Genomic DNA, 24,122 nt, shown 5'->3' with positions numbered 1-24,122 from the left:
ATTTTGAACCAAACTAACCAAACACTGAATAAAATAACTAAACATCTTCTTCTCATAGTAATTTTGCTGTGTGGTTCTTTGGTGACATGGGGGCAACAAACACCTCAAGATTCAACTAAAACAGGGTTTAGTTTAGGGAGTATAAAAACGCCTAACCCAAATAGTATTGAGTCTAAATATACCTATGATGCTTTAACCGATCGATATATTTATACAGAGAAAGTTGGAAACTTCGATATCAACTACCCGGTTATATTAACACCGAAAGAATATTTTGAACTTGTTGCAAAGCAAAACCTGAAAGATTATTATAAGGATAAGATTGATGCTTTTGATGGTAAAAAAGATGGTGCCGAAGATGCCCAAAAAAATTTACTACCAGAGTTTTATGTTAACTCAAATTTCTTTGAAACAATATTTGGAGGTAACACGATAGAGGTGATACCGCAAGGTTCTGTTGAAATGGACTTAGGGATTCTTTTTTCCCAGCAAGATAACCCCACGTTTTCGCCAAGGAACAGGAGTAATTTTACTTTCGATTTTGATCAAAGAATTAGTTTAAGTTTACTCGGTAAAGTCGGAACGCGTTTACAAGTAACAGCTAACTATGATACCCAATCGACTTTTGATTTTCAGAATTTGGTAAAGTTGGAATACACACCAACTGAGGATGATATTATTCAAAAAATAGAAGTAGGTAATGTAAACATGCCGCTTAACAGTTCTTTAATTACAGGGGCGCAAAGTTTATTTGGTGTAAAAGCGCAACTTCAGTTTGGGCGAACTACTGTAACGGGCGTGTTTTCTGAACAAAAATCCCAATCGACATCTGTGGTTTCTCAAGGAGGAGGAACCTTAGAAGAGTTTGATCTTTTTATTAGGGATTATGACGAAAATAGACACTTCTTTTTGGCGCAGTATTTTAGGGATAATTACGATAAAGCTTTAGCAACCTATCCATATTTAGATACTAAGGGCTTACAAATCACTAGAATTGAGGTTTGGACAACCAATAGAAGTAACAGGACCGAGAATGTTAGAAATATTGTAGCCCTTCAAGATTTAGGAGAAGGTGATCGTATTGGATTGCAAACACCCCCTACCAACTTTGTAAACGTAGGCCCAAATGCATTTCCAGATAATGGTAACAATGACTTTGACGTCAATACGATTGGACCAACGGGTTTAATAACTGATGCTGTTAGGGATGTAGCTACTGTAGATCAAGCTATTACTGTTCCTAATACAAATGAAGGTTTTGATTATGCCAAACTCGAAAATGCGCGTAAACTTATTCAAGGGCAAGAATATATTTTAAATACTGAATTAGGTTATATATCGTTAAACCAGCGTTTAAATAACGATGAGGTTTTAGCAGTAGCTTTTCAGTTTACAGTAGCAGGACAAGTCTATCAAGTAGGAGAATTTGCGAACGATGGGGTTAACGCTACCGATGTTACTACCAATAATCAAGGACAGGTAACACAGGTTGTTAATTCTAACCTTGTCGTAAAAATGCTGAAAAGTAGTGTAACTGCTGTTGATTTGCCAGTATGGGATTTAATGATGAAAAACATCTACGATACAGGTGCTTTTAATTTAAGTCAAGACGATTTTAAATTGAATATTTTTTACAACGAAGCGTCTCCTTTAAATTTTATTACACCGGTTGGGTCAACACCTTTCCCAACTCCAGCACCAAACGAAAAAGGCATTCAAGAATCCCCTCTATTAAGAGTTTTTAATTTAGATAAATTAAACTTTAATAATGACCCACAAATTAATGGAGACGGTTTCTTTGATTTTGTTCCTGGAATCACTGTATTGCCTCAAAATGGGAAAATAATTTTTCCGAGCGCTGAACCTTTTGGAGAATTTTTATTCAACAAATTGGCTATAAATGCAGGTGAAGATTACGATGTAAAAAGTACATATAACGAGAATCAATCGAAGTATGTTTACGATATTCTTTATAAGAGTACAAAAACAGCAGCACTCGAGGAGGTAGAGAAAAATAAGTTTAAGTTAAAAGGACGCTATAAATCTAGCGGAGGCGACGGTATTCCATTAGGAGCGTTTAATGTACCAAGAGGATCGGTTCGTGTTACTGCCGGTGGACGTGTTTTAGTAGAAGGTATAGATTATACCGTTAATTACCAATTAGGGCGGGTACAAATCTTAGATGAAGCCTTAAAAGCCTCGAACACACCAATTAATGTTTCAACGGAAAATAACGCTGTTTTTGGTCAGCAAACAAGACGATTTACGGGATTCAATGTTGAGCATAAGTTTAACGAGAATTTTGTTCTTGGAGCAACACTTTTAAACCTTAACGAAAGACCTATAACTCAAAAAGCGAATTATGGGTCTGAACCAATAAACAATACTATTTTCGGATTTAATGGTAATTATGCTACTCAAGTTCCTTTTTTAACACGTTTAGCTAATAAATTACCAAATATTGATACAGACGTTGAATCTAACATATCTGTTAGGGGGGAGTTTGCATATTTAGCTCCTGGAGCTCCAAAGGGAACCAATTTAAACGGCGAAGCCACTTCTTATATTGATGATTTTGAAGGTTCTCAAAACGCTATAGATTTAAAAGCGCAACAGTCTTGGTTTTTGTCTAGTAGACCTTTACAGATTGACGGGACAGATGTTTTTGATGTTAATGGTCCAACCAACGGATATGATAGAGCATTACTTAACTGGTACAATATTGATCCAATTTTTTACAGTAGCCAACGACCAGATGATATAAATGATGATGACTTATCTGATTTGTTTACCAGTCGTATTTTTATAAATGAATTATTCCCTAATAGAGATTTAGTTCAAGGTCAAAACTCAGTGCTTTTTAGTTTAGATTTGGCTTACTATCCAGATGAAAGAGGACCTTATAATTTTGAACCACTAAGTTCCTCTGACGCAAATAATGATGGAAGATTAGATAACCCCAATGACTCATGGGCAGGTATAACGCGTCAATTAACATCCACTGATTTAGAACAAGCCAATGTGGAATATATTGAGTTTTGGTTACAAGATCCTTTTCAGGAAAACCCAACTAATCCAGGAGGTAAACTAGTTTTTAATTTAGGTAATGTATCCGAAGATGTCGTTCGAGATGGTAGAAAGCTTTATGAAAATGGATTGCCAGAAGACGGTGATGTAAGTTTGTTGTTACCTACAGATTATGGAACTGTTGTGCCACAAAATCAATCACTTATTTATGCTTTTGATACTACAGGGCAAGAACGTGATAACCAAGATGTCGGTTATGATGGTTACGACGATGCCGAGGAAACAGCAGCCTTTGGTACCGATTTTGGTCCAGACCCAGCAAACGATAATTACACATACTTCTTAAACGCATCTGGAGATATTTTTGAACGCTACAAACAGTATAACGGCGTTCAAGGGAATACACCAGATACGTTTTCAAATACAGATAGAGGTGCTAATACACAACCAGATGTAGAGGATATCAATCGTGATAATACAATGAATACGATTGATAGTTATTTTGAATATGAGTTAGAACTTACACCTCAAAATTTACCTGAAGATCAAGCAGGTTTTGAAAACTTGCCAGATTCAAACCCTTTAAAGGAATTTTTAACCGATATTAAAATTCAACCACGTTCGCTTCCAAATGGAGAATCAGTAAATGTAAGATGGTTTCAAGTAAGAATTCCTGTTAATGTGCCGTTGGATAGATTTGATGACCCAGCCTTTCCAGAGTACAAACGTTATGGTGGGATTACAGATTTTAGATCCATTCGTTTTGCACGTGTTTACCTTAAAGAGTTTACGGAAAAAACAGTATTCCGTTTTGGAACTTTAGATTTAGTTCGAAGTGATTGGAGACGGTACACACAAGCTCTGGATAAAAATGATGCTACTCCTGATGATCCTCAAACCGAATTTTCGGTAGGGATAATAGGAACCATTGAAAATGAAGGAAGTTATCAAAGACCTCCAGGTATTGAACCGGAGGAATTATTTAACAACAATACTGTTGTTGAACAAAACGAACAATCACTGGTTGTTAACGTTTGTAATTTAGAAGCTCGCGATTCTAAAGCAGTATTTAAAAATATAAATATTGATATGCGCCAGTATAAACGTATGAGAATGTTTATGCATGCTGAAGCTGGCGATGCTGGTAACCTAACAAGTGACGAATTGGTTGGATTTATTCGTATGGGTAATGACCTAACAGAGAATTATTACCAAATTGAAATTCCACTTCAAGTATCATCTGGAATATCTAGAGAAGAATTATGGCCAGAAGAAAATGAAATTAATTTACCAATAGAGGTTTTAGGTAAAATTAAGGCTCAAGGAATTTCAGATATGACCTTAACTAACGAAGATCCAACTTTTTATGATGTAGTTAATGGAGAAATTATTCCTGTGCCTAATGATGAGTTTTCAGATTATGTTGCAGGACAGCACCGTGTTGGAATTAGAGGTAATCCTAACTTCGGGGATATTAGAACCCTAATGGTAGGTGTAAAAAATAGATCTAATAGTAATGATGTTTGTGCAGAAGTTTGGTTTAATGAACTGCGTTTATCAGATTTAGATAACGAAGGTGGTTGGGCTGCAGTAGTTAGTATGGATGCTAACATTGCCGATTTCATGAATATAAGCGCAACAGGTAGAAGAAGTACATCTGGTTTTGGTTCGCTAGAACAAGGACCAAGTCAACGTAGTTTGGAAGATGTGGCTCAATATGATGTAGTTACTAACATTAATGTTGGGCAGTTACTACCAAAAAAATGGGGTATCCAATTACCATTTAATTATGCACAGAGTGAAGAGTTAATCACTCCAAAGTACGATCAGTTTTATAAAGATTTAACCTTAGATTCAAGATTAGACGCTGCCAATTCTAATGAAGAGCGTGAAAGAATAAAGGAGCAATCCGAAGACTATACAAAAAGACAAAGCATCAATTTTATTGGTGTTAGAAAAATTAGAACAACTGATGCTACTCCAAGATTCTATGATGTTGAAAACCTAACCGTAAACTATTCATACAACAAAGTAGAACACCGCGATTTTGAAATTGAAAATTCGCTTAATCAAACAATACGAGCTGGGGTTAATTATGCATTTAACTTTAATCCTGTAAAAGTAGAACCATTTAAAAATAATGATTCGCTCTTTAGAGGTAAATACTGGAAAATATTGAAAGATTTTAATTTCAATCTGTTGCCAACGAGTATTGCGGTTAATTCAGATATTAATAGACAATTTAATAAGCAAAAATTTAGAGAAATAGATTTGGGGGGTGGTAATATTGGAATTGAGGAACTATTTAGAAGAAACTATACTTTCGATTTTCAGTATACAATTAATTATAACTTAACAGACGCTTTACAGTTAAACTTTACAGCTGCAAACAATAATATTGTTCGAAATTATTTTAAGGATAATATAATTAACGGCGAACAAGATGCAACACTTAATGTTTGGGATGGTTTCTTGGATGTGGGTGACCCAAATAGGCAAACACAGCAACTAGGGATTACCTATCAATTACCATTTAGTAAAATTCCAACCTTTAGTTTTTTGGACGCAACATATCAATATAGTGGCGATTTCCAATGGCAAAAAGGTTCGGATTTATTCGGAGATTTAGAATTGGATGGACAAACATATGATTTAGGAAACACCATACAGAATGCCAATACCCACAACTTAAATTCATCTTTAGACATGAACAAGTTGTATCGATATATAGGATTAATAAAAAAACCAATAAGAGGTGCCAGAACAAGAAGAGCTGCTCCAGGACCTCCAGGAGCTAATAATCAAGATGCTAATAATCAACAAAAAAATAAAACCAAGTCTGGTGCAAAAATATTAAATGCAGGAATAGATATTTTAACTAGTATTAAAAGGGTTCAAGTAAACTATTCAGAAAATAATGGATCATTCCTTCCAGGATATTTGCAAACGCCAGGTTTTATTGGAACCCTTAAGCCTACATTAGGATATACTTTTGGAAGTCAAAGTGATATTAGATTTTTAGCCGCCAGAAGAGGCTGGTTAACGGTGTTCCCAGAGTTTAATCAGCAATACACCGAAACACAAACAAGACAATTAGATTTATCTGCAAATCTCGAACCTGTTAGAGACTTAAAGATTGATATTGTTGGTAATAGGACTTATTTCGAGAATTATACCGAAAACTATAGGGTGAATGATGTAAATGGCCAACTAGAATATGAATCTTTAACCCCTAATACCTTCGGTAATTTTAATATATCTACTGTTTTAATTAAAACAGCTTTTGGTAAGAGTGATGAAAACACTTCTGATGCATTTAACGATTTTAGAGACAACAGACTTACAATTGCGAGAAGGTTGGCTCAACAAAATGGTTCGGATGTTAACGATGTGGACCCAGATGGATTCCCAAGAGGCTATGGTAAAAATAGTCAAGCAGTTTTACTTCCTGCATTTTTAGCAGCCTACTCTGGTCAAGATGCAAGTAAAGTTAAGACAACAGCTTTTAGAGATGTTCCAATTCCTAACTGGGATTTGAAGTACACAGGTTTCATGAAGTTTAATTGGTTTAAAAAACGCTTTAGAAGATTTTCTGTAACACATGGTTATCGTTCAAGTTATACCATTAATCAGTTTCAGTCAAATTTAGATTATGTTAGACCAGATTTTAGTTTAGATTATGACAGTCAAGCACCAGAGACTAAAGATCAATCGGGTAATTACAAAAACGAAACACTTTTCAGTAATATCAATTTAACCGAAATGTTTAGTCCTTTGGTTAGGATAGATATGGAAATGAAGAACTCCATTAAAATACTAGCAGAAATTAAGAAAGACAGATTGCTTTCCCTTAGTTTTGATAATAACTTGATGACAGAAATACAAGGAAATGAATATGTTTTAGGTCTGGGTTATAGAATAAAAGATGTTCGAATTAAATCTCAGTTAGCGGGTCCAAGAAAACGTATTGTGAGTGATTTAAATATGAAGGCAGATATTTCTATTCGAGATAATAAAACGATTATTAGATATTTAGACCTTGAAAATAATCAGGTAACCTCTGGCCAGACAATTTGGGGATTGAAATACTCGGCAGATTATGCTTTCAGCAAGAACTTAACGGCTATCTTCTATTTTGATTATGCGTTTTCAGAATATGCTATCTCTACAGCATTCCCTCAAACAACGATACGTTCTGGTTTTACCCTTAGATATAATTTCGGAAATTAATAAATAAGTATTTGAAATTATATTTTGAATAAATACATTTGTTGAAATTAAAAAACAAGCATAATGAACATACCATCGGAATTAAAATATACAAAAGATCATGAATGGGTTCTAATAGATGGCGATATTGCTACTATTGGAATTACTGATTTTGCTCAAGGAGAACTTGGAGATATCGTATATGTTGAGGTTGAAACTGTCGATGAGACTTTAGATGCTGAAGAAATATTTGGTACGGTTGAGGCAGTAAAAACAGTGTCCGATTTATTTTTACCAATGTCAGGAGAAATTATCGAATTCAATGAATCTTTAGAAGATGAACCAGAAAAGGTAAACACAGATCCTTATGGAGATGGTTGGATGATAAAACTTAAATGTTCAGATTTATCTCAGGTAGAAACCCTTTTGTCTGCCGATGATTATAAAGCACTAGTTGGTGTTTAAAAAATATGCCTTATTTATTTCCGTTTTTTATACGATTGCTTTAGCTTGCCTAAGTTTAATTGAATTAGGTGAATTACCAGATTTAGGGACATCTTTTGGTGATAAAATATTTCATTTTTTAGCTTATTTTGTTTTACCATTATTATGGTTCAATGCACTTTTTAATCGATTTAAATTTACAAAAACGAAGGCTATTGTTTGTGCTGGATTGGTTTCTTTTGTAATTGGTGTAATCATTGAATTTATTCAAGGCAATCTTACAGACACAAGAGTTTCAGATATTTATGATGTTGGTGCTAACACAATTGGTATTATTGTTGCTGTAATTGTATTAGTAATTTATAAAATAAAAGACGTTAAATTAATATAATCACTTGCTTTTTTGACAAATAAATGGTTATTTTAGCAATCCTGATAAAACAATAAGATTATGGAACCGAAGAAAAATTCTCAAGCTAATGTTGGACGTAATAGTTCACTCTATTTCGCAATTGGTTTAGCTTTAATGTTGTTTTTAACAAATTATGCGATCAATTACAAAACTTATGATAAGTCAAATATAGATATTGGACAGTTGAATTTAGATGAATTAGATGATGAAGAAATTCCAATCACAGAACAAATTCAAACACCTCCGCCTCCTCCGCCTCCACCTGCAGCTCCAGAAGTTATTGAGATTGTAGAAGATGAAGAAGAAGTAGAAGAAACCGTAATTGAATCGACTGAGACTGATCAAGAAGAAGAAATTGTTGAGGTTGAAGAAGTAGAAGTAGAAGAAGTAGAGGAAGATATAGAAGTTCCTTTCGCAGTAATTGAAAATGTACCAATTTTCCCAGGATGTGAAAATAAAAGTGGTAACAATGCAAAAAAAGCTTGTATGTCTGAAAAGATTTCGAAGTTTGTTAATAAAAAATTTAATACAGAACTAGCAAGTGATTTAGGATTATCAGGAAGACAGCGTATAAACGTAATCTTTAAGATTAATAAAAATGGAGATATAACAGGCGTTCGTGCTAGAGCACCACACCCTGGACTGGAAAAAGAAGCAGCTAGAGTAATTAACTTGTTGCCAAAAATGAAACCAGGAAAGCAACGTGGTAAAGCAGTAACTGTGCCATATTCATTACCTATTATTTTCCAAGTACAAGATTAAGCAGTAACCTTTTTAATAAGGAGAACTCTAATAATTTAAAATCCCGTTACAATATTTGTAACGGGATTTCTTTTTGGTATGCTTATTGTGATTTTATCAAAATATTAACATTTAAACTATAATTATTATGAGCACTTCTAAGAAGTCTCGCGAACTCATTCGCCAAAATGAGCAAATCGCGAAAAAGCCACAAAAGCATGATGCGAATTTACAAAAAAACTCAACCCTGTATTTTCAAATCGGCTTAATTGTCTGTTTGTTGTTTATCTATGGGTTATTTGAGATGAATTTTGCAACGACTATTCCAAAGTACATGGAGTTACCACCATTAATTGAACCCGAATATGTTGATGTTCTAAATATTAAACCCATTAAACCCACTTTTGAAGAGTCGATAGAACAAAAAAAGAGTAAAGAGTCTAAGGATTTTGAAGTTGTTCCGAATGACACCGAGCTTAATCCTGTATTACCAACAATTGATGATCCTGTGATAGATGATAACCCACCAATTGATCCAGATGATATTGTAGTGATTGATGTTCCTGACGATGCACCAGTGCCATTTATAAGTATTCAAGATGCACCAATTTATCCTGGTTGTGAAAAATACAAGGATAACGATGATAGAAAAAAATGTATGTCTGAAAAAATTTCTAAGCTTATTTTAAGAAAATTCGATACAAGTATTGGAAGCGACTATGGATTGAGCGGGAGGCAAAGAATTGACGTTCAGTTTGAAATTGACAAGACAGGAGAGGTTACAAACATTAAATCACGTTCACCACATCCTAAGTTAGATGACGAGGCAGAACGTGTTGTCAATAAAATACCCAAAATGACTCCAGGAAAGCAACACGATAAAAACGTAGGTGTAATTTATACATTGCCCATTGTTTTTCAAGTTGATTATTAAAATTAAGTAAACTATTTAGTCATAGAAACCGTTATTGAAATAAAACGATAGCGGTTTTTTTAATGGTAACTTTGCTAAAATATAGTATCTTTCGCCTTAAAATCAACGCCTAACAAAATAACATGAAGCGATTAATTGTTCTACTCCTACTTTTAGTTCAATACACAACCTCCTCACAAACTTCTTCGTTTAATGAAAAACCTCCAGTTTTTTCAGATTGCGAAAATACAGCTATAGATTCACTGCAAAAATGCTTTGATAAAAATGTGTTTAAGCGTATCTATGAAAACTTTAAAGTGCCTCAAAAAGCTTTAGATGAAAGTTACAAAGGAGAGGTTGTAGTGCTATTTGAAGTAGATACAGCAGGTATTTTTCGGGTAATTTATGTGGATGCTATTTATAACGAATTAAAAGAAGAAACAAAACGTGTATTTTCAATATTTCCAAAAGTAAAACCTGCCACTTATAATGGACGATCTACGTATAAGCAATATTCCATGCCAATTAAAATACCATTGGTTAATCAGGAAGCGGTTTCTCAAGATTTAGTGAAGGAGAACGAAATTTCAAAGCTAGAACAAAAAGCAAAACAAGAATTCGATAGTGTTAATACTACTTTGGTTCCGTTTGATAATAAAAGATATTCTAGTCAATTAAATATTCCTTTCACGCATGGTGATTATGCGCGATTCGATAGGAATATTAACCTAATTGGAACCAATACCCATACAGCATCTAAACCCTTTGTATATGAAGACGTATCAAAATATTACGATTTTAAGGCTGAAAAGGAAAAGCTAAAACGAGAAACCAATACTTGGGCTGGAAAAAAACTTTGGAATGAACATTTAGTGCAATTACAAGGAAAGGATTATTGGTTCACCATAGATCCTATTTTCGATTTACAAGTAGGGAAAGATACCGAAGCAGAATTCAACTCTACATACAATAATACAAGAGGTTTTTTGGTTCAAGGAGGTCTAGGTAAAAATTTTAATTTTTATACCTCGGTTTTTGAGAGTCAAGGTCGATTTGCACAATATGTTAATCAATATGCCGAAAGCTTAAAAGCTTTTGGGCCAGATCCGGCCATTATTCCAGGACGCGGTATTGCAAAACGTTTTAAAAGTGATTCTTACGATTATCCAGTAGCAGAGGCTTATTTATCGTATAGTCCTGCAAAGTTTATAAACATTCAGTTTGGGCATGGTAAAAACTTTATTGGAGATGGTTATCGTTCTTTATTCTTGAGTGATGTGTCTAGTCCGAGACCGTTTTTAAAGTTAAATACGAAGTTTTGGAAAATAAAATATACCAATACTTGGATGTGGCTTAGAGATGTTAGACCAGAGGTAACTGAAGATGGCGCCTTTTTAACGAAGTACATGGCGAATCATTATTTAAGTTGGAATGTATCGAAACGATTAAATTTAGGATTCTTTGAATCTGTTTTGTGGACCAACTCTAACGAGCGTGGTTTCGATATTAACTATTTAAACCCAGTTATTTTTTATCGAGCAATTGAATTTGAAACAGGCCAAGGAGCAGGAAATGCTATTTTGGGAGCTTCGGCTAAATATAAATTCAAAGATAATATATATGCCTACAGTCAATTTATTTTGGACGAATTTTCACTTAATGATATTAAAGGGGGTGAAAAAAGTTGGAAAAATAAATATGGTTATCAATTAGGAGTAAAATATTATAATGCGTTTAAAGTAAATAACCTTTTATTGCAATTGGAGTATAATCGTGTGCGTCCTTATACCTATTCTCACAATACCATTGTATTAAATTATGCGCATAACAACCAATCTATGGCGCATTTATGGGGTGCTAATTTTAGTGAAGTGGTGTTGATAGGAAGATATCATTATAACCGATGGTTTGCAGATGCTAGAATTATTTTTGGAACGCGCGGGTTAGATTTTAATAACGGCACTGATAATTTTAGTTATGGTGGTGATATATACCGAAATTATAATGAAAGACCTTTTGATACCGGTGTAGAGGTAGCGCAAGGGATTAAGACAAATACTTTTTATGGGAATTTACAAGCAGGTTATTTAATTAACCCTGCATCCAACCTTAAAATATTTACCGACATTACATTTAGAAATTTTAACCCAGATGTTACATCAGCTTCAACGTTTAAAAGTGATACTTTATGGTTTAATTTTGGCATTAGAACCGACTTATTTAATTGGTATTTTGACTTTTGATAACAAAAAGCGTATGCTGAACTCGTTTCAGCATCTAACACTTTCTTAATTACTTTAATTCAAACTCTTATAAACCGTTCTTCTAAATTTTTCAGAATTAATAAAACCCCAACTGTAACCCAAATCATCATAAGTTTTTGATAGGGATGTATCAGCGGCTACTTCATCTTCAGTTTTACCTTTTTTAATTTCAGTTAATACCTTCCCTCTCAAATCTTGAAGCATTGTTAAAAAAGTTAAGTATTCTTTTTTATTTGAAATATTTCCGTGTCCCGGTATAATTTTAGTTTCTTCGTCAATTAACATTAATATCTTTTTTACAGCACCTATGTAGCCATCAATACTTCCACCAGAATTTAAATCGATGTAAGGATAACGGTTATGGAAGAAAACATCTCCTGTATGCAATACATTACTTTCTGTAAAATAGAGCATAATATCACCATCTGTATGGGCATTATCGAAATGTATGGCCATAACCTGCTCACCGTTAATGTAGAGACTTAATTTATCATTAAAAGTGATAGTAGGTAAAGCATTATTACCCTGCTTTGCATTGTTTTTTATGCGGTTATATACATTATCGTGTGCAATAATATTGGCCCCAAGGTTTGAAATATTTTCATTACCACCAGTATGGTCTCCATGGTGATGGGTGTTCGCTAAAAAAGATATGGGTTTATCGCTTAGTGCTTTTATGGCATCATGTATTTTGGGAATTAATGGTGCAAATTGGCTGTCAATCATAAACACCCCATCTCTGCCAATCGATATGCCTATGTTACCACCTCTACCTTCTAGCATAAAAATTGTTTCAGTAAGTTGATGTGTTTTTATAATTACCTCATTTTTTTGAGCACAGCTTGAGATTATTAAACCTAATGTTAGAAACAGTGAAAGTGTTTTATGGCATTGCATAACGAATGGTATTCAAGGTTATATTTAATAAAAATACGACTTTTTATTTCAGAATCTAGAATAAAATTACACCTGAAAACCATTGCTCAAAATGCTGTAATAAAGTATCTTTGCACTCGCAATTGGAAAGCGATCAAGCAAATAGAACATTGAGTTATTCAAAATCTTCATTAGCAATACCATCAGTGATTTCAGATTTTAAGGAAATCACTAAAATGCGACTCGCTCTTAGTGTTGTTTTTTCATCATTAGCAGGATATTTATTGGGCGTAGAAACCATAGATTTTAAAACACTATTGTTGCTAGGTCTTGGAGGTTATTTTATGGTAGGAGCGTCAAATGCTTTTAACCAGATTATTGAAAAAGATTTAGATGCATTGATGAGTCGCACTAAGAACAGGCCAATTCCTGCAGGTCGTATGTCTATTAAAACGGCATTTATTATTGCAACAGTATTTACGCTTTTAGGGATTATTATTCTTTACAACATCAATAAGCAAACCGCTATGTTTGGTGCTATTTCAATATTCCTTTACACTTGCGTTTATACCCCGTTAAAAACAAAAACACCGCTGGCTGTTTTTGTTGGAGCCATTCCTGGAGCCATTCCCTTTATGCTTGGTTGGGTAGCTGCAACTGATGATTTTGGCATTGAGCCTGGAACTCTGTTTGCATTGCAATTCTTTTGGCAATTTCCTCATTTTTGGGCCATTGGTTGGTTTTTATTTGAAGATTACAAAAAAGGCGGATTCTTTATGCTACCTACTGGAAAGCAAGATAAAGGAACAGCTGTTCAAACCATTATGTATACTATTTGGACGTTAATCGTTTCTGTAATTCCAGTTTTTGGTTTTACTGGAAAGTTAGAGTTATCGATTGTATCAGGGGTTGTTGTTTTACTTTTAGGGTTGTGGATGTTGTATTATGCCATAAGATTATTTAGGTTAATGACCGAAAAAGCGGCAAAGCAATTAATGCTGGTGAGTGTGTCCTATATTTCACTAGTTCAAATCGTATATGTAATAGATAAATTTATTAGGTAATAGTTTATGGATTTAACTCAAGGTACATCAGAGGAAAAGAATAGCAGAGCAAAAAAGATGATGCTTTGGTTCGGGATTATTTCATTAATAATGTCGTTTGCAGGATGGACTAGTGCGTATATCGTAAGTAAATCGAGACCAGATTGGTTAAAGGATTTTGATTTACCTAACGCATTTTTGATTAGCCTATTAATTATAGTAATAAGTAGTTTTACATTTATACTTGCTGGAAAAGCTTTGAAAAACAATAATAGAAGTCAGGCTTCAGCCTTTTTATTAGTAACACTTTTATTAGGATTAGCATTTATTTATAATCAGTTTTTAGGATTTAATGAAATAATTGGTGATGGTTATCATTTTACTGGACCGACTAGTAATATAACGATGACTTTTATATTTGTAATCGCATTTATGCATATTCTGCATGTTGCAGTGGGCTTAATTTGTTTATTGGTAGTAATTTATAATCATTTTAAACAAAAGTATACACCTTCTAGTATGCTGGGGTTTGAACTGGCAGCTACCTTTTGGCATTTTCTAGATGCCCTTTGGGTATTACTCTTTTTATTTTTATATTTTTTTAGATAGTTTTTATTGTTTTTTATACGTCTGAAGTAACATCTTAATGCACTTTTATTTAGAGTCTCTATAATTTACAGCAGGATGTTTCTTTAGATAAATAAAATGATTATTTTTGTGCAACTTTTAAATAACAACCATTATATATGAGTACAACAGTTGTAAATACTGGAACAGAAGGAAAAACTTGGGGAGGGGGAAATAAACCTCTTAATGCAAGTTATGGTAAAATGATGATGTGGTTTTTCATCGTATCGGATGCTTTAACTTTCTCAGGGTTTTTAGCAGCCTATGGCTTTTCAAGATTTAAGTTTATAGATTCATGGCCAATTGCAGATGAGGTATTTACACACGTACCTTTTTTACATGGACAGGAGCTACCAATGATTTATGTAGCTTTTATGACATTTATACTTATTATGTCGTCGGTTACTATGGTATTAGCGGTTGATGCTGGACATCACTTAAACAAAGCTAAAGTTACCTTGTATATGTTTTTAACCATTATTGGAGGCTTAATTTTCGTTGGATCTCAAGCATGGGAATGGGCTACATTTATAAAAGGTGATTTTGGAGCTGTACAAACCAAAGGTGGCAATATTTTGCAATTTGTTGATAATGAAGGTCATAGAGTGGCGTTAAGAGATTTTGTTACTGCTGATGCTCATGCAGATAGAACACAACACCAGCGTAAAAGTGGTTTATGGTTTGTTTCAGAAGGCACATTACCAACTTACACCATAGACGAGGTGGTTCATGGTTTAGAATCTCATGAAAATGTTTTGGTTAGAACACAAACATTAACTGAAGAAGGAGAGAAAACAGTATTATCGAGACAAGAGTCTTTAAAACAAATTAAAGAAAACGGGAAACTGGTTGTAGAAGGTGCTAATTTACAAGTAAATGAATATGGTTCACCATTATTTGCAGACTTCTTTTTCTTTATAACTGGTTTTCACGGTTTTCACGTATTTTCAGGTGTAGTTATTAATATCATTATTTTCTTTAATGTTATTTTAGGGACCTATGAAAGACGTAAAAGTTACGAAATGGTTGAAAAAGTCGGTTTATACTGGCACTTTGTAGATTTGGTTTGGGTATTTGTATTTACATTCTTCTACCTAGTTTAATAAGATAATTATATTTATAAAATGGCACACGCACATAAATTAGAAATATTTAGAGGTTTAGTAAAATTTAAATCAAATACTCAAAAAATTTGGGGGGTTTTAATCTTTCTTACTATTGTAACAGCTATCGAGGTAGTTTTAGGTATTTATAAACCAGAAGGTTTATTGGCTAAGTTTTTAGGCATGAAAATCTTAAACTGGATATTTATTATTCTTACAATTGTTAAGGCCTATTACATTACTTGGGATTTCATGCACATGCGAGATGAAACAAAAGCGTTAAGACGTATGGTTGTCTGGACGGCTATATTCTTAATTCTTTATTTGATATTTATATTGTTACAAGAAGGCGGATACGTTTTTGATGTTTATAAAGACGGGTTTGTAAAAAGAGATTTTTAATAAATTTTCAGAGGTAGCTTTATAAGCTGAATGATTTGTTAAATAGATACGATTAGGCGGTTATTAAACCGCCTTTTTTTAATTTTGCGTCATATTAAATTTGAAAAGAAACGCACCTTTTGAATGAATTATAAGAAAGTAAGTAGATATATTGTTTTAGGGATTTTATTCTTTCTTCCAGTCACTTTTTTATTGTTTTTATATCCTGCCACACACAATTATGAGCCTTTGGATATAGTCAATGACAAGGTTAAAGAAATTGATACTTTTAATTCGGCTTCTAAAGACAAGATTCTATTAAAAGAACACATTTCTGTTGTTGGTTTTTTTGGTAAAAACCCAATTTCCAAATCTATCACTGCCTTAAATTTAAAGGAGCTGATTTACGATAAATTTAAAGGCTTTAAACGTTTTCAAATTGTTATTGTTATGCCACAAGGGACGGAAGAAGCTGTAGGAGAACTTAAAGGTGAAATTAGCTCATACGAAGATATTAGATTTTGGCACTTTGTTTTCGGAACAGATAAAGAAGTAAAAAGGGTCTTTTACAGCTTAAAAAGTAAAAATAGTTTAGCAGAGGATTTAAGCTCGGATATGGTTTTTATTATTGATAAAGACTTGAATCAAAGAGGTCGAATTGATGATAGAACAGACAATGAAATTGAAAAGAATAAACCAATATATCCTTTATTAAGTTATAATTGTATTGAAGTTTCGGAAATTAAAAATAAAATGAGTGACGACTTACGCATAATTTTTACGGAGTATCGTCAAAAACGTAAAGGGGAGTTTAATTCTGACATTAGAAGAGCTAGCGATTTAAAATCTGAAAGTAATGAGTAAGAAAACGAATTATTCATATATCGGTGTATCATTCATAATTTTAGTTTTTGGAATCATTTTCATTCCAAGAATTATAGATAGGATATCTAATGATGATATTTCTCGTCAAGAGAGTAGAACCGATTTTGCTGATAATAATAAAACTGAATCCACTGATTTAATTTTTATAGAAAATAACGGTGAAAAACGAAAAGTTCCAACTTTCAGCTTTACAAATCAAGATGGTAAAACTATAACTAATCAGGATTATATAGGTAAAGTTTATCTCGTAGAATTCTTTTTTACCACCTGCCCAACTATCTGCCCAAAAATGAATGCTAACTTGGTTCAAATTGAAAGTACGTTTCAGGGTTTAGATAATTTTGGGGTGGCATCTTTTACTATAAATCCAGAGTACGACACTCCAGAAATTCTAAAAAATTATGCAGAACACTACGGAATTTCAAATCCTAATTGGCATTTTTTAACTGGTGAACAAGAGGATATATATAAACTAGCAAACGAAGGGTTTTATATTTATACAGCAGAAAATAAAGATGTGGAAGGCGGTTTTGAGCATTCTGGAAATTTCGCTTTAATAGATAAAAATGGCTTTATTCGTTCAAGAAAGGATGAATTCGGAAACCCGATAATATATTACAGAGGTATTGTTTCTGAAGAAGAACGTGTGACGGACGAGGGAGTGAAAGAACAAATATCGGCCTTAAAAGAGGATATTAAAATATTGCTTAATGAGTGATTCTAAACAAATACTAAACGAAAAGAAGTATAACAAATTAATTGTTGTTTTATCTGTAGTTATACCTATTGTTGTAGCGGCCTTATTTGGAATAAAAATTCCAAATGTTGAGCCTCTAAGCTTTTTGCCACCAATTTATGCAACAATAAATGGCTTAACAGCTGTTATTTTGGTTCTTGCCTTCATAGCTATTAAGAACAAAAAAATTGTATTGCATGAGAATTTAATGACCACTGCCATTTGGTGTTCCGCCTTGTTTTTAATTATGTATGTTGCTTATCACATGACGAGTGATTCTACAAAGTTTGGTGGAGAGGGTGCTGTAAAATATATTTATTACTTCATATTACTAACACATATTGCGTTGTCCATAGCGGTAATACCCTTTGTCTTGATTACTTATGTTAGAGCTATCACGAACAATATTGAAAAGCATAAAAAAATAGCAAAAATCACTTTTCCGCTTTGGCTTTATGTGGCGGTTACAGGTGTTATTGTTTATATTATGATTTCACCTTATTATTAATGAAACTTAAGATAATCTTATTTCTATGCTTTTATCTCTTTATATTAGAGACTAATGCTCAATGCGCTATGTGTCGAGCAGTTTTAGAGAGTGAGGGTAATGAAACTGCGGCGGAAGGCATAAACGATGGTATAGTTTATCTTATGTTCATACCATATCTTCTTGTTGGTGGTATTGGGTTTATTATTTATAAAAAATATAGTAAGTTCAATAAGAAAAAAAGCTAGATTACTTTTGTAACTTTCTAGAGTGTTTAATGTCTTATTAATAAGACCAGGAATTTATTAATTAAAACAGCCATGTTAGAAATTCGTGATTTGCAAAAGTCTTATCCAATTGGAGGAACAAGCCTACATGTTTTAAAAGGAATCAATTTATCTATTAAAGATGGAGAAATGGTTGCGATTATGGGGTCTTCTGGTTCTGGAAAATCCACTTTATTAAACATTATAGGAATGTTAGACGAGTTAGATTCTGGAGAATATATACTTGACGGGCTACCTATTAAAAACCTTACAGAGAAGAAGGCTGCTCTATACCGAAATAAATTTCTTGGATTTATCTTTCAATCTTTCAATCTTATAAATTATAAGAATGCTCTGGAGAATGTAGCACTTCCTTTGTATTATCAAGGAATGAGCCGTAAAGACCGTCAAGAAAAAGCACTATTTCATTTAGGGAAGGTTGGTTTAGCAGATTGGGCGAAGCATTTACCAAAAGAACTTTCTGGAGGACAAAATCAACGTGTTGCTATTGCCAGAGCTTTAGCGGCAAATCCTAAATTATTGTTGGCTGATGAGCCGACTGGTGCTCTAGATACAACTACATCATATGAGATAATGGCATTCATACAACAATTGAATGATGAAGGAAAAACAATTTTAATGGTAACTCACGAAGAAGATATTGCCAATATGTGCAAGCGTATTGTAAGATTGAAAGATGGGGTAATAATGGAAGATACAAAAGTAATTCAAGTACGAGCAGACCAATATGTTTGATCTAGACCTTTGGCGAGAAATATTTCAAAGTATTAATAAGAACAAAACAAGAGCTGCGCTTTCTGGTTTTACGGTGGCATTTGCCATTATGTTGTTTACCATACTTTTTGGAATTGCCAATGGACTAGAAAATACTTTTGAAAAGTTTTTTTTAACTACGGCCGACAATGCCTTGACTATAAGATCTGGAACAACTTCAAAACCATATAAAGGCCTTCAAATAGGCCGACTAATAACATACGCTAATAAAGATTTAGATTATTTAAAAAAAGAGTTTGGTGATAAAATTCAATATATAACGCCTAAATTATCTAGAACCTATCAACTAAAATATAAAAAGAGAAAAGGAGAGTATACCATTACTGGTGTGTCTCCAGATCATCAATATTTAGAAAAAGCAGTTATTATTAAAGGACGCTTTATAAACGAGCGAGATGTAAAAAATAAAGATAAAGTTATTGCTATTGGTCGCCTTGTAGAGAAAGATTTGTTTGTTAAAGAATCTGCTCTAGGTAAATATATAGATTTAGAAGGTGTGGTTTATAAAGTTGTTGGTGTGTTTTCAGATAATGGAGGCGACGAGCAAGAGCGTACCATTTATACAGGTTATACAACTATACAAAGGTTGTATTTAGCTACAGACGAGATAGGAAGTATCACCATTGGTTATAATCCGAACATGAGTGCAGATCAAGCATTGGTTTTAGTCCAAGAGATTACTGCAAAGTTAAAAAGCAGATACGATGTTGCTCCTAATGACCAACGAGCAGTAAGAATAGGAAATAGGATTTTACAAGAAAAAAAGCGCTTAGATAACATGACTACCGGACTTGGAATATTAATTCCCATTATTGGTTTTGGTACACTTATAGCTGGTATTTTAGGTATAAGTAATATCATGATTTTTATTGTAAAGGAAAGAACAAAAGAAATTGGTATTCGTAAAGCTTTAGGTGCTTCACCTAGATCGATAGTTTCTATTATTTTATTAGAATCTATCTTAATTACAGCCTTTGCAGGTTATGTTGGTTTGCTTATTGGTGTTGGTGTTTTAGAAGCTATAGGTTCTAGTATAGAACGTTACTGGATTACCAATCCAAGTGTTAAACCCTCAATTGTTTATACAGCGACAATTGTTTTAGTAATTGCTGGAGCTATTGCAGGATTTTTACCAGCAAAAAAGGCATCAAAAATTAAACCTATTGTGGCATTAAGAAATGGGTAAATGATAAAGTTTTTATTAGAAAAAGATACCTGGCAAGAAGTTTTCGATAGCCTTAGTAAAAATAAACTCCGGTCTATTTTAACTATGGTTGGCGTTTGGTGGGGTATTCTTTTACTAATTAGCTTGCTAGGATCTGCAAAAGGGATTGAAAACAATTTTAATAGAATGTTTGAAAATTTCGCCACCAATAGTTTATTTATTTTTAGCGGTAGAACTACAATGCCATTTAAAGGTTATCAAGAAGGCAGACCAGTACCTCTAAGTTTAAATGATGTAGAAAAAATTAAAGAGAATATTAAAGGTGTTGAAGAAGTTCTCCCAAGTCATTTTTTCAATATTACTCTAAATAGAAAATCTTTAGCTGCAAGTTTTGGTGGAAGAGGCGAATTCCCTTTAATAGATGTACTAGCAAAAAAAGATTTATTGTGGGGAAGATACATTAATCAAAATGATATTGATGAACGCAAAAAGGTGGCGGTGATATCTGAGGACGCCTACAAACAATTATTTGAAAAAGATGAATATCCCATTGGTGAAATGATTTATGGGGAAAATGTAAGTTTTACTGTAATTGGCGTTTATAAAGTAGTAAGATTTGGAGGCCCTCCAATAGATATTGATATACCTTTCACAACGTCGCAACAGATTTATAATCGAGGAAATAAAATCGATTTAATGATGATTACTGGAGATCCTAGTTTCGAAATTAATCAGATAAATGCCGATGTAAAACTCCTGCTAAAAAATATTCATAATATTCATCCTGATGACAATAGAGCCCTAAACGGCTTTAATCTTGGCGATCAATTTGAACAACTTACGGGCTTTTTAACTGGCATGCAGTTTTTAACTTGGTTTGTAGGTATAGCAACCTTAATAGCAGGGGTGTTTGCTATTGGTGGTATATTATTAATATCAGTTAAAGAACGCACAAAAGAAATTGGTGTTAGACGTGCATTAGGCGCTACGCCGTTCTTAATTAAACGTCAAATCATTATTGAGTCGGTAGCCATTTCGCTAATTGCAGGGGTTTTAGGTATAATAAGTGGCGGAATAATATTAATGTTGGTTAATAAACTTGCAGGTATTGGTGAAGATGCCTTTATGCGAAATCCATCTGTATCTATAGGGATTGTGTTTTTCGCCTTATTAATTGTAACATCGCTAGGCACATTAATAGGACTAATTCCAGCATTTAAGGCTACGAGTGTAAAGCCAATTGATGCATTACGTGAAGAATAAATAAAGTAAGTAGTATATAAAATGAAGAAATTTTTAAAAATCAGTTTTATCGTTGTTGTTGTGGTATTATTTTTAATGGTACTTAAGTATTTCTACGATTCAAATATTAAATCAGTTGTAGATTATGATGTTGAAGAGCCTTTTCGAACTTCAATAAATACTAAAATAATTGCTACAGGTAGTTTGAAGCCTGAAGAGGAAATTGAATTAAAACCTCAAATTTCTGGAATTGTCGATGAGATTACTGTTGAAGAAGGAGATTTAGTTGAAAAAGGAGACTTAATTGCTAAGATTAGGGTTGTGCCTAACGAACAATCATTAGCTAGTGCTAATAGTAGATTAAATGCTGCTAGATTATCTTATGATAATGCCAATACATTGTATAAAAGAAACAAGGTGCTTTTCGATAAAGGCGTTATTTCGAAACAAGATTTTGAAAACAGTGAGCTCTCTTTTAATCAAGCGAAAGAATCATTAAGGCAAGCTCAAAATGATTATCAAATAATCAAGAAAGGATCTTTATCTGGTGGTAATTCAGCCAATACAAGTATTACGGCTCAGATATCAGGAACAGTTTTGGAGATTCCTATTAGAGAGGGAGATCAAGTTATTCAGAGTAATAATTTTAACGCTGGAACCACCATAGCGACAATTGCCAACATGAGTAAAATGATTTTTGAAGGGACTGTAGACGAATCGGAGGTAGGTAAACTCATTGAAGGAGATTCAATAGATGTCGTTATAGGTGCGCTAGACGAAAAAAAGCTTCCCTCAAAATTAGTGTTTATTGCCCCAAAGGGGATTTCCGATAATGCCGGTGCAGTTCAGTTTACTATAAAGGCAGATGTAAAAGTAGAGGTTAATACAAATATTAGAGCGGGTTACAGTGCTAATGCCGAAATTGATATAGAAAGTAAAGATGATCTTTTTTGTATTAAAGAATCTCTTGTGCGCTTTGATCGTATTACCGAGAAGCCTTATGTAGAAATTCAAGAAGAAAACAACACTTTTAAAAAACAGGATGTTACTCTTGGTCTGTCAGATGGAATTAATGTTGAAATTCTTGAAGGCATTAATGAAGGCGATAAAATTAAAGTTTGGAATAAAGTGTCAAAAGAAAATTAGATAGCAATGACTACCAAAGAACTAAAAAAATATTTAATTCTTTTTGCATGCTTTACAACAATAGTATCGTTTTCACAGCAAAAAAAATGGACGCTTAGAGAGTGTGTAGATTATGCTTTAGAGCATAACATCTCCGTACAACAATCTATATTAGACCAAAACTTAGCTGATATAGATGAAGATCAAGCATTATATAATTTCTTACCAAATTTAAATGCAAATTCTTCTTTTAACATAAATACAGGTGCAAATATTAACCCTGCAACCAATCAGTTTGAAAATTCTACATTCGAATCTGCTTCTGGCGGTATAAGTTCTGGAGTTAATATTTTTTCAGGACTTAAAAATTGGAAGGTTTTACAACGCGCTAGGTTAAATAAAGTGGCAGCTCAATATAGATTAGATAAAATTAAAGATGATATCTCACTATTTGTTGCGAATTCTTTTTTACAGATTTTGGCGAATAAAGAGCGTATTAAGGTTTTAAAAACTCAAAACTACATTACAGCCTTGAATATTGAAAATACAAAAACGCTAGTGGAGTCTGGAGTATTACCCGAAGGCGATCTTTTAGAGCTAAATGCAACTAACGCCTCTCAGCTTCAACAAATTATCCAAGCCGAAAACGACTTGTTTATTTCGCAATTAGGGTTGGCTCAAACCTTACAGTTACAAGAGTATGAAACCTTTGATGTGGTTGATGTAGATTATAATTTAATTGCTGAAACTATTTTGGAAAAGTCTCCAACAGAAATTGCAAATAAAGCCAAAGAAGAGGTTAACGATATTAAGATAGCTCAGGCTAATTTAGATTTAGCTGTTAAGGACTTAGAAGTAACAAAGGCAGATTATTATCCTACTTTGTCTGGTTTTTTAAGTTATAACACAAGATGGTCGAGTTCACAGACCAATCCTTTTACTGGAGAAGAAATTAATTTTATCGATCAACTTTATTTGTTTGATGGTACCGCAATTGGATTACAATTGAATGTCCCAATATTTAATAGGTTTAATACACGGAATAGTGTAAGACGAAGTAATATAAACATTCAAAGGTTGGAGTTTGATAAAAAACAGGCTGAACTCGATTTAGAATCTACAGTATATCAAGCATATAATGACGCTAAAAATGCAAAGAAATCTTATGAAGCAGCATTAAAAGTTGTTGAAGCTAGAGAATTGGCGTTTAATTATGCGCAAGATCGTTATGATGTGGGACTTTCAAATGCCTTCGACTTAAACCAATCGCGTGGACAATTAGATAATGCACAATCCGATGTAATTAGAACAAAGTTTGACTATCTTTTCAGTCTAAAGGTTTTGGAGTTTTATTTCGGAGTCTCAACATTCAATTAAATAA

At 33.3% G+C, this 24,122-nt stretch carries 20 protein-coding genes; 19 read left to right on the top strand and 1 reads right to left on the bottom strand.

From position 1 onward, the window contains the following. The first annotated feature begins 3 nt into the window (after nucleotides 1–3). The 6 genes from sov to FEF17_RS03420 all read left to right on the top strand — a co-directional run bounded on the left by sov (nucleotide 4) and on the right by FEF17_RS03420 (nucleotide 11,989). The gene (gene sov, locus FEF17_RS03445) at nucleotides 4–7,257 is read left to right on the top strand and encodes a T9SS outer membrane translocon Sov/SprA (RefSeq protein WP_139000968.1); all 7,254 of its coding nucleotides are present in this window, start codon (nucleotides 4–6) and stop codon (nucleotides 7,255–7,257) included. Nucleotides 7,258–7,320: 63 nt separating this feature from the next. Continuing rightward, nucleotides 7,321–7,701, top strand: coding sequence for a glycine cleavage system protein GcvH (gene gcvH, locus FEF17_RS03440; RefSeq protein WP_139000967.1), 381 nt, complete (start codon nucleotides 7,321–7,323; stop codon nucleotides 7,699–7,701). After that, nucleotides 7,694–8,071: a VanZ family protein gene (locus FEF17_RS03435; RefSeq protein ID WP_211342465.1), complete on the top strand. Its 378-nt coding sequence runs from the start codon at nucleotides 7,694–7,696 to the stop codon at nucleotides 8,069–8,071. Before gcvH ends, FEF17_RS03435 begins: the two co-directional genes overlap by 8 nt. Nucleotides 8,072–8,131: 60 nt before the next feature. Beyond that, complete coding sequence (locus FEF17_RS03430) at nucleotides 8,132–8,854, top strand: energy transducer TonB (RefSeq protein ID WP_139000965.1); 723 nt, start codon at nucleotides 8,132–8,134, stop codon at nucleotides 8,852–8,854. A 127-nt stretch (nucleotides 8,855–8,981) separates the two neighbouring features. Then, nucleotides 8,982–9,767: an energy transducer TonB gene (locus FEF17_RS03425; RefSeq protein ID WP_139000964.1), complete on the top strand. Its 786-nt coding sequence runs from the start codon at nucleotides 8,982–8,984 to the stop codon at nucleotides 9,765–9,767. Nucleotides 9,768–9,889: 122 nt separating this feature from the next. Next, nucleotides 9,890–11,989, top strand: a complete 2,100-nt coding sequence (locus FEF17_RS03420) for a gliding motility protein RemB (RefSeq protein WP_139000963.1) — start codon at nucleotides 9,890–9,892, stop codon at nucleotides 11,987–11,989. 54 nt (nucleotides 11,990–12,043) lie between these two features. On the opposite strand, the gene FEF17_RS03415 is transcribed toward FEF17_RS03420, so the two are convergent. Then, the gene (locus FEF17_RS03415; RefSeq protein ID WP_139000962.1) at nucleotides 12,044–12,907 is read right to left on the bottom strand and encodes an MBL fold metallo-hydrolase; all 864 of its coding nucleotides are present in this window, start codon (nucleotides 12,905–12,907) and stop codon (nucleotides 12,044–12,046) included. Between the two features lie 149 nt (nucleotides 12,908–13,056). Between FEF17_RS03415 and cyoE the strand changes: the two genes are divergently transcribed. The 13 genes from cyoE to FEF17_RS03350 all read left to right on the top strand — a co-directional run bounded on the left by cyoE (nucleotide 13,057) and on the right by FEF17_RS03350 (nucleotide 24,118). Next, the gene (gene cyoE, locus FEF17_RS03410; protein WP_139000961.1) at nucleotides 13,057–13,950 is read left to right on the top strand and encodes a heme o synthase; all 894 of its coding nucleotides are present in this window, start codon (nucleotides 13,057–13,059) and stop codon (nucleotides 13,948–13,950) included. 6 nt (nucleotides 13,951–13,956) lie between these two features. Continuing rightward, entirely contained in the window at nucleotides 13,957–14,538 is a 582-nt protein-coding gene (locus tag FEF17_RS03405; RefSeq protein WP_139000960.1) for a cytochrome c oxidase subunit 3, read from the top strand. 137 nt (nucleotides 14,539–14,675) lie between these two features. Continuing rightward, nucleotides 14,676–15,659, top strand: coding sequence for a cytochrome c oxidase subunit 3 (locus FEF17_RS03400; protein ID WP_139000959.1), 984 nt, complete (start codon nucleotides 14,676–14,678; stop codon nucleotides 15,657–15,659). A gap of 21 nt (nucleotides 15,660–15,680) precedes the next feature. Continuing rightward, complete coding sequence (locus FEF17_RS03395) at nucleotides 15,681–16,061, top strand: cytochrome C oxidase subunit IV family protein (RefSeq protein ID WP_139000958.1); 381 nt, start codon at nucleotides 15,681–15,683, stop codon at nucleotides 16,059–16,061. A gap of 123 nt (nucleotides 16,062–16,184) precedes the next feature. After that, a complete protein-coding gene (locus tag FEF17_RS03390) occupies nucleotides 16,185–16,904 on the top strand; it encodes a hypothetical protein (RefSeq protein WP_139000957.1) in 720 nt (239 codons plus the stop codon). Beyond that, on the top strand, nucleotides 16,897–17,643 hold the full coding sequence (locus FEF17_RS03385; RefSeq protein WP_139000956.1) for an SCO family protein: 747 nt from the start codon (nucleotides 16,897–16,899) through the stop codon (nucleotides 17,641–17,643). Before FEF17_RS03390 ends, FEF17_RS03385 begins: the two co-directional genes overlap by 8 nt. Further along, nucleotides 17,636–18,169: a DUF420 domain-containing protein gene (locus tag FEF17_RS03380; RefSeq protein WP_139000955.1), complete on the top strand. Its 534-nt coding sequence runs from the start codon at nucleotides 17,636–17,638 to the stop codon at nucleotides 18,167–18,169. Before FEF17_RS03385 ends, FEF17_RS03380 begins: the two co-directional genes overlap by 8 nt. Further along, on the top strand, nucleotides 18,169–18,396 hold the full coding sequence (locus tag FEF17_RS03375; RefSeq protein WP_139000954.1) for a hypothetical protein: 228 nt from the start codon (nucleotides 18,169–18,171) through the stop codon (nucleotides 18,394–18,396). Before FEF17_RS03380 ends, FEF17_RS03375 begins: the two co-directional genes overlap by 1 nt. A gap of 72 nt (nucleotides 18,397–18,468) precedes the next feature. Further along, complete coding sequence (locus tag FEF17_RS03370) at nucleotides 18,469–19,170, top strand: ABC transporter ATP-binding protein (protein WP_139000953.1); 702 nt, start codon at nucleotides 18,469–18,471, stop codon at nucleotides 19,168–19,170. Beyond that, nucleotides 19,163–20,395: an ABC transporter permease gene (locus FEF17_RS03365; protein ID WP_139000952.1), complete on the top strand. Its 1,233-nt coding sequence runs from the start codon at nucleotides 19,163–19,165 to the stop codon at nucleotides 20,393–20,395. Before FEF17_RS03370 ends, FEF17_RS03365 begins: the two co-directional genes overlap by 8 nt. Further along, entirely contained in the window at nucleotides 20,396–21,637 is a 1,242-nt protein-coding gene (locus FEF17_RS03360) for an ABC transporter permease (RefSeq protein ID WP_211342464.1), read from the top strand. Between the two features lie 21 nt (nucleotides 21,638–21,658). Beyond that, nucleotides 21,659–22,762, top strand: coding sequence for an efflux RND transporter periplasmic adaptor subunit (locus FEF17_RS03355; RefSeq protein WP_139000951.1), 1,104 nt, complete (start codon nucleotides 21,659–21,661; stop codon nucleotides 22,760–22,762). 6 nt (nucleotides 22,763–22,768) lie between these two features. Further along, nucleotides 22,769–24,118, top strand: a complete 1,350-nt coding sequence (locus tag FEF17_RS03350) for a TolC family protein (RefSeq protein ID WP_139000950.1) — start codon at nucleotides 22,769–22,771, stop codon at nucleotides 24,116–24,118. Nucleotides 24,119–24,122: the final 4 nt, after the last annotated feature.

The organism is Hyunsoonleella aestuarii (genome assembly GCF_006148925.1).
Taxonomy (GTDB): domain Bacteria; phylum Bacteroidota; class Bacteroidia; order Flavobacteriales; family Flavobacteriaceae; genus Algibacter_D; species Algibacter_D aestuarii.
This window is presented reverse-complemented; position numbering and strand designations above follow the sequence as displayed.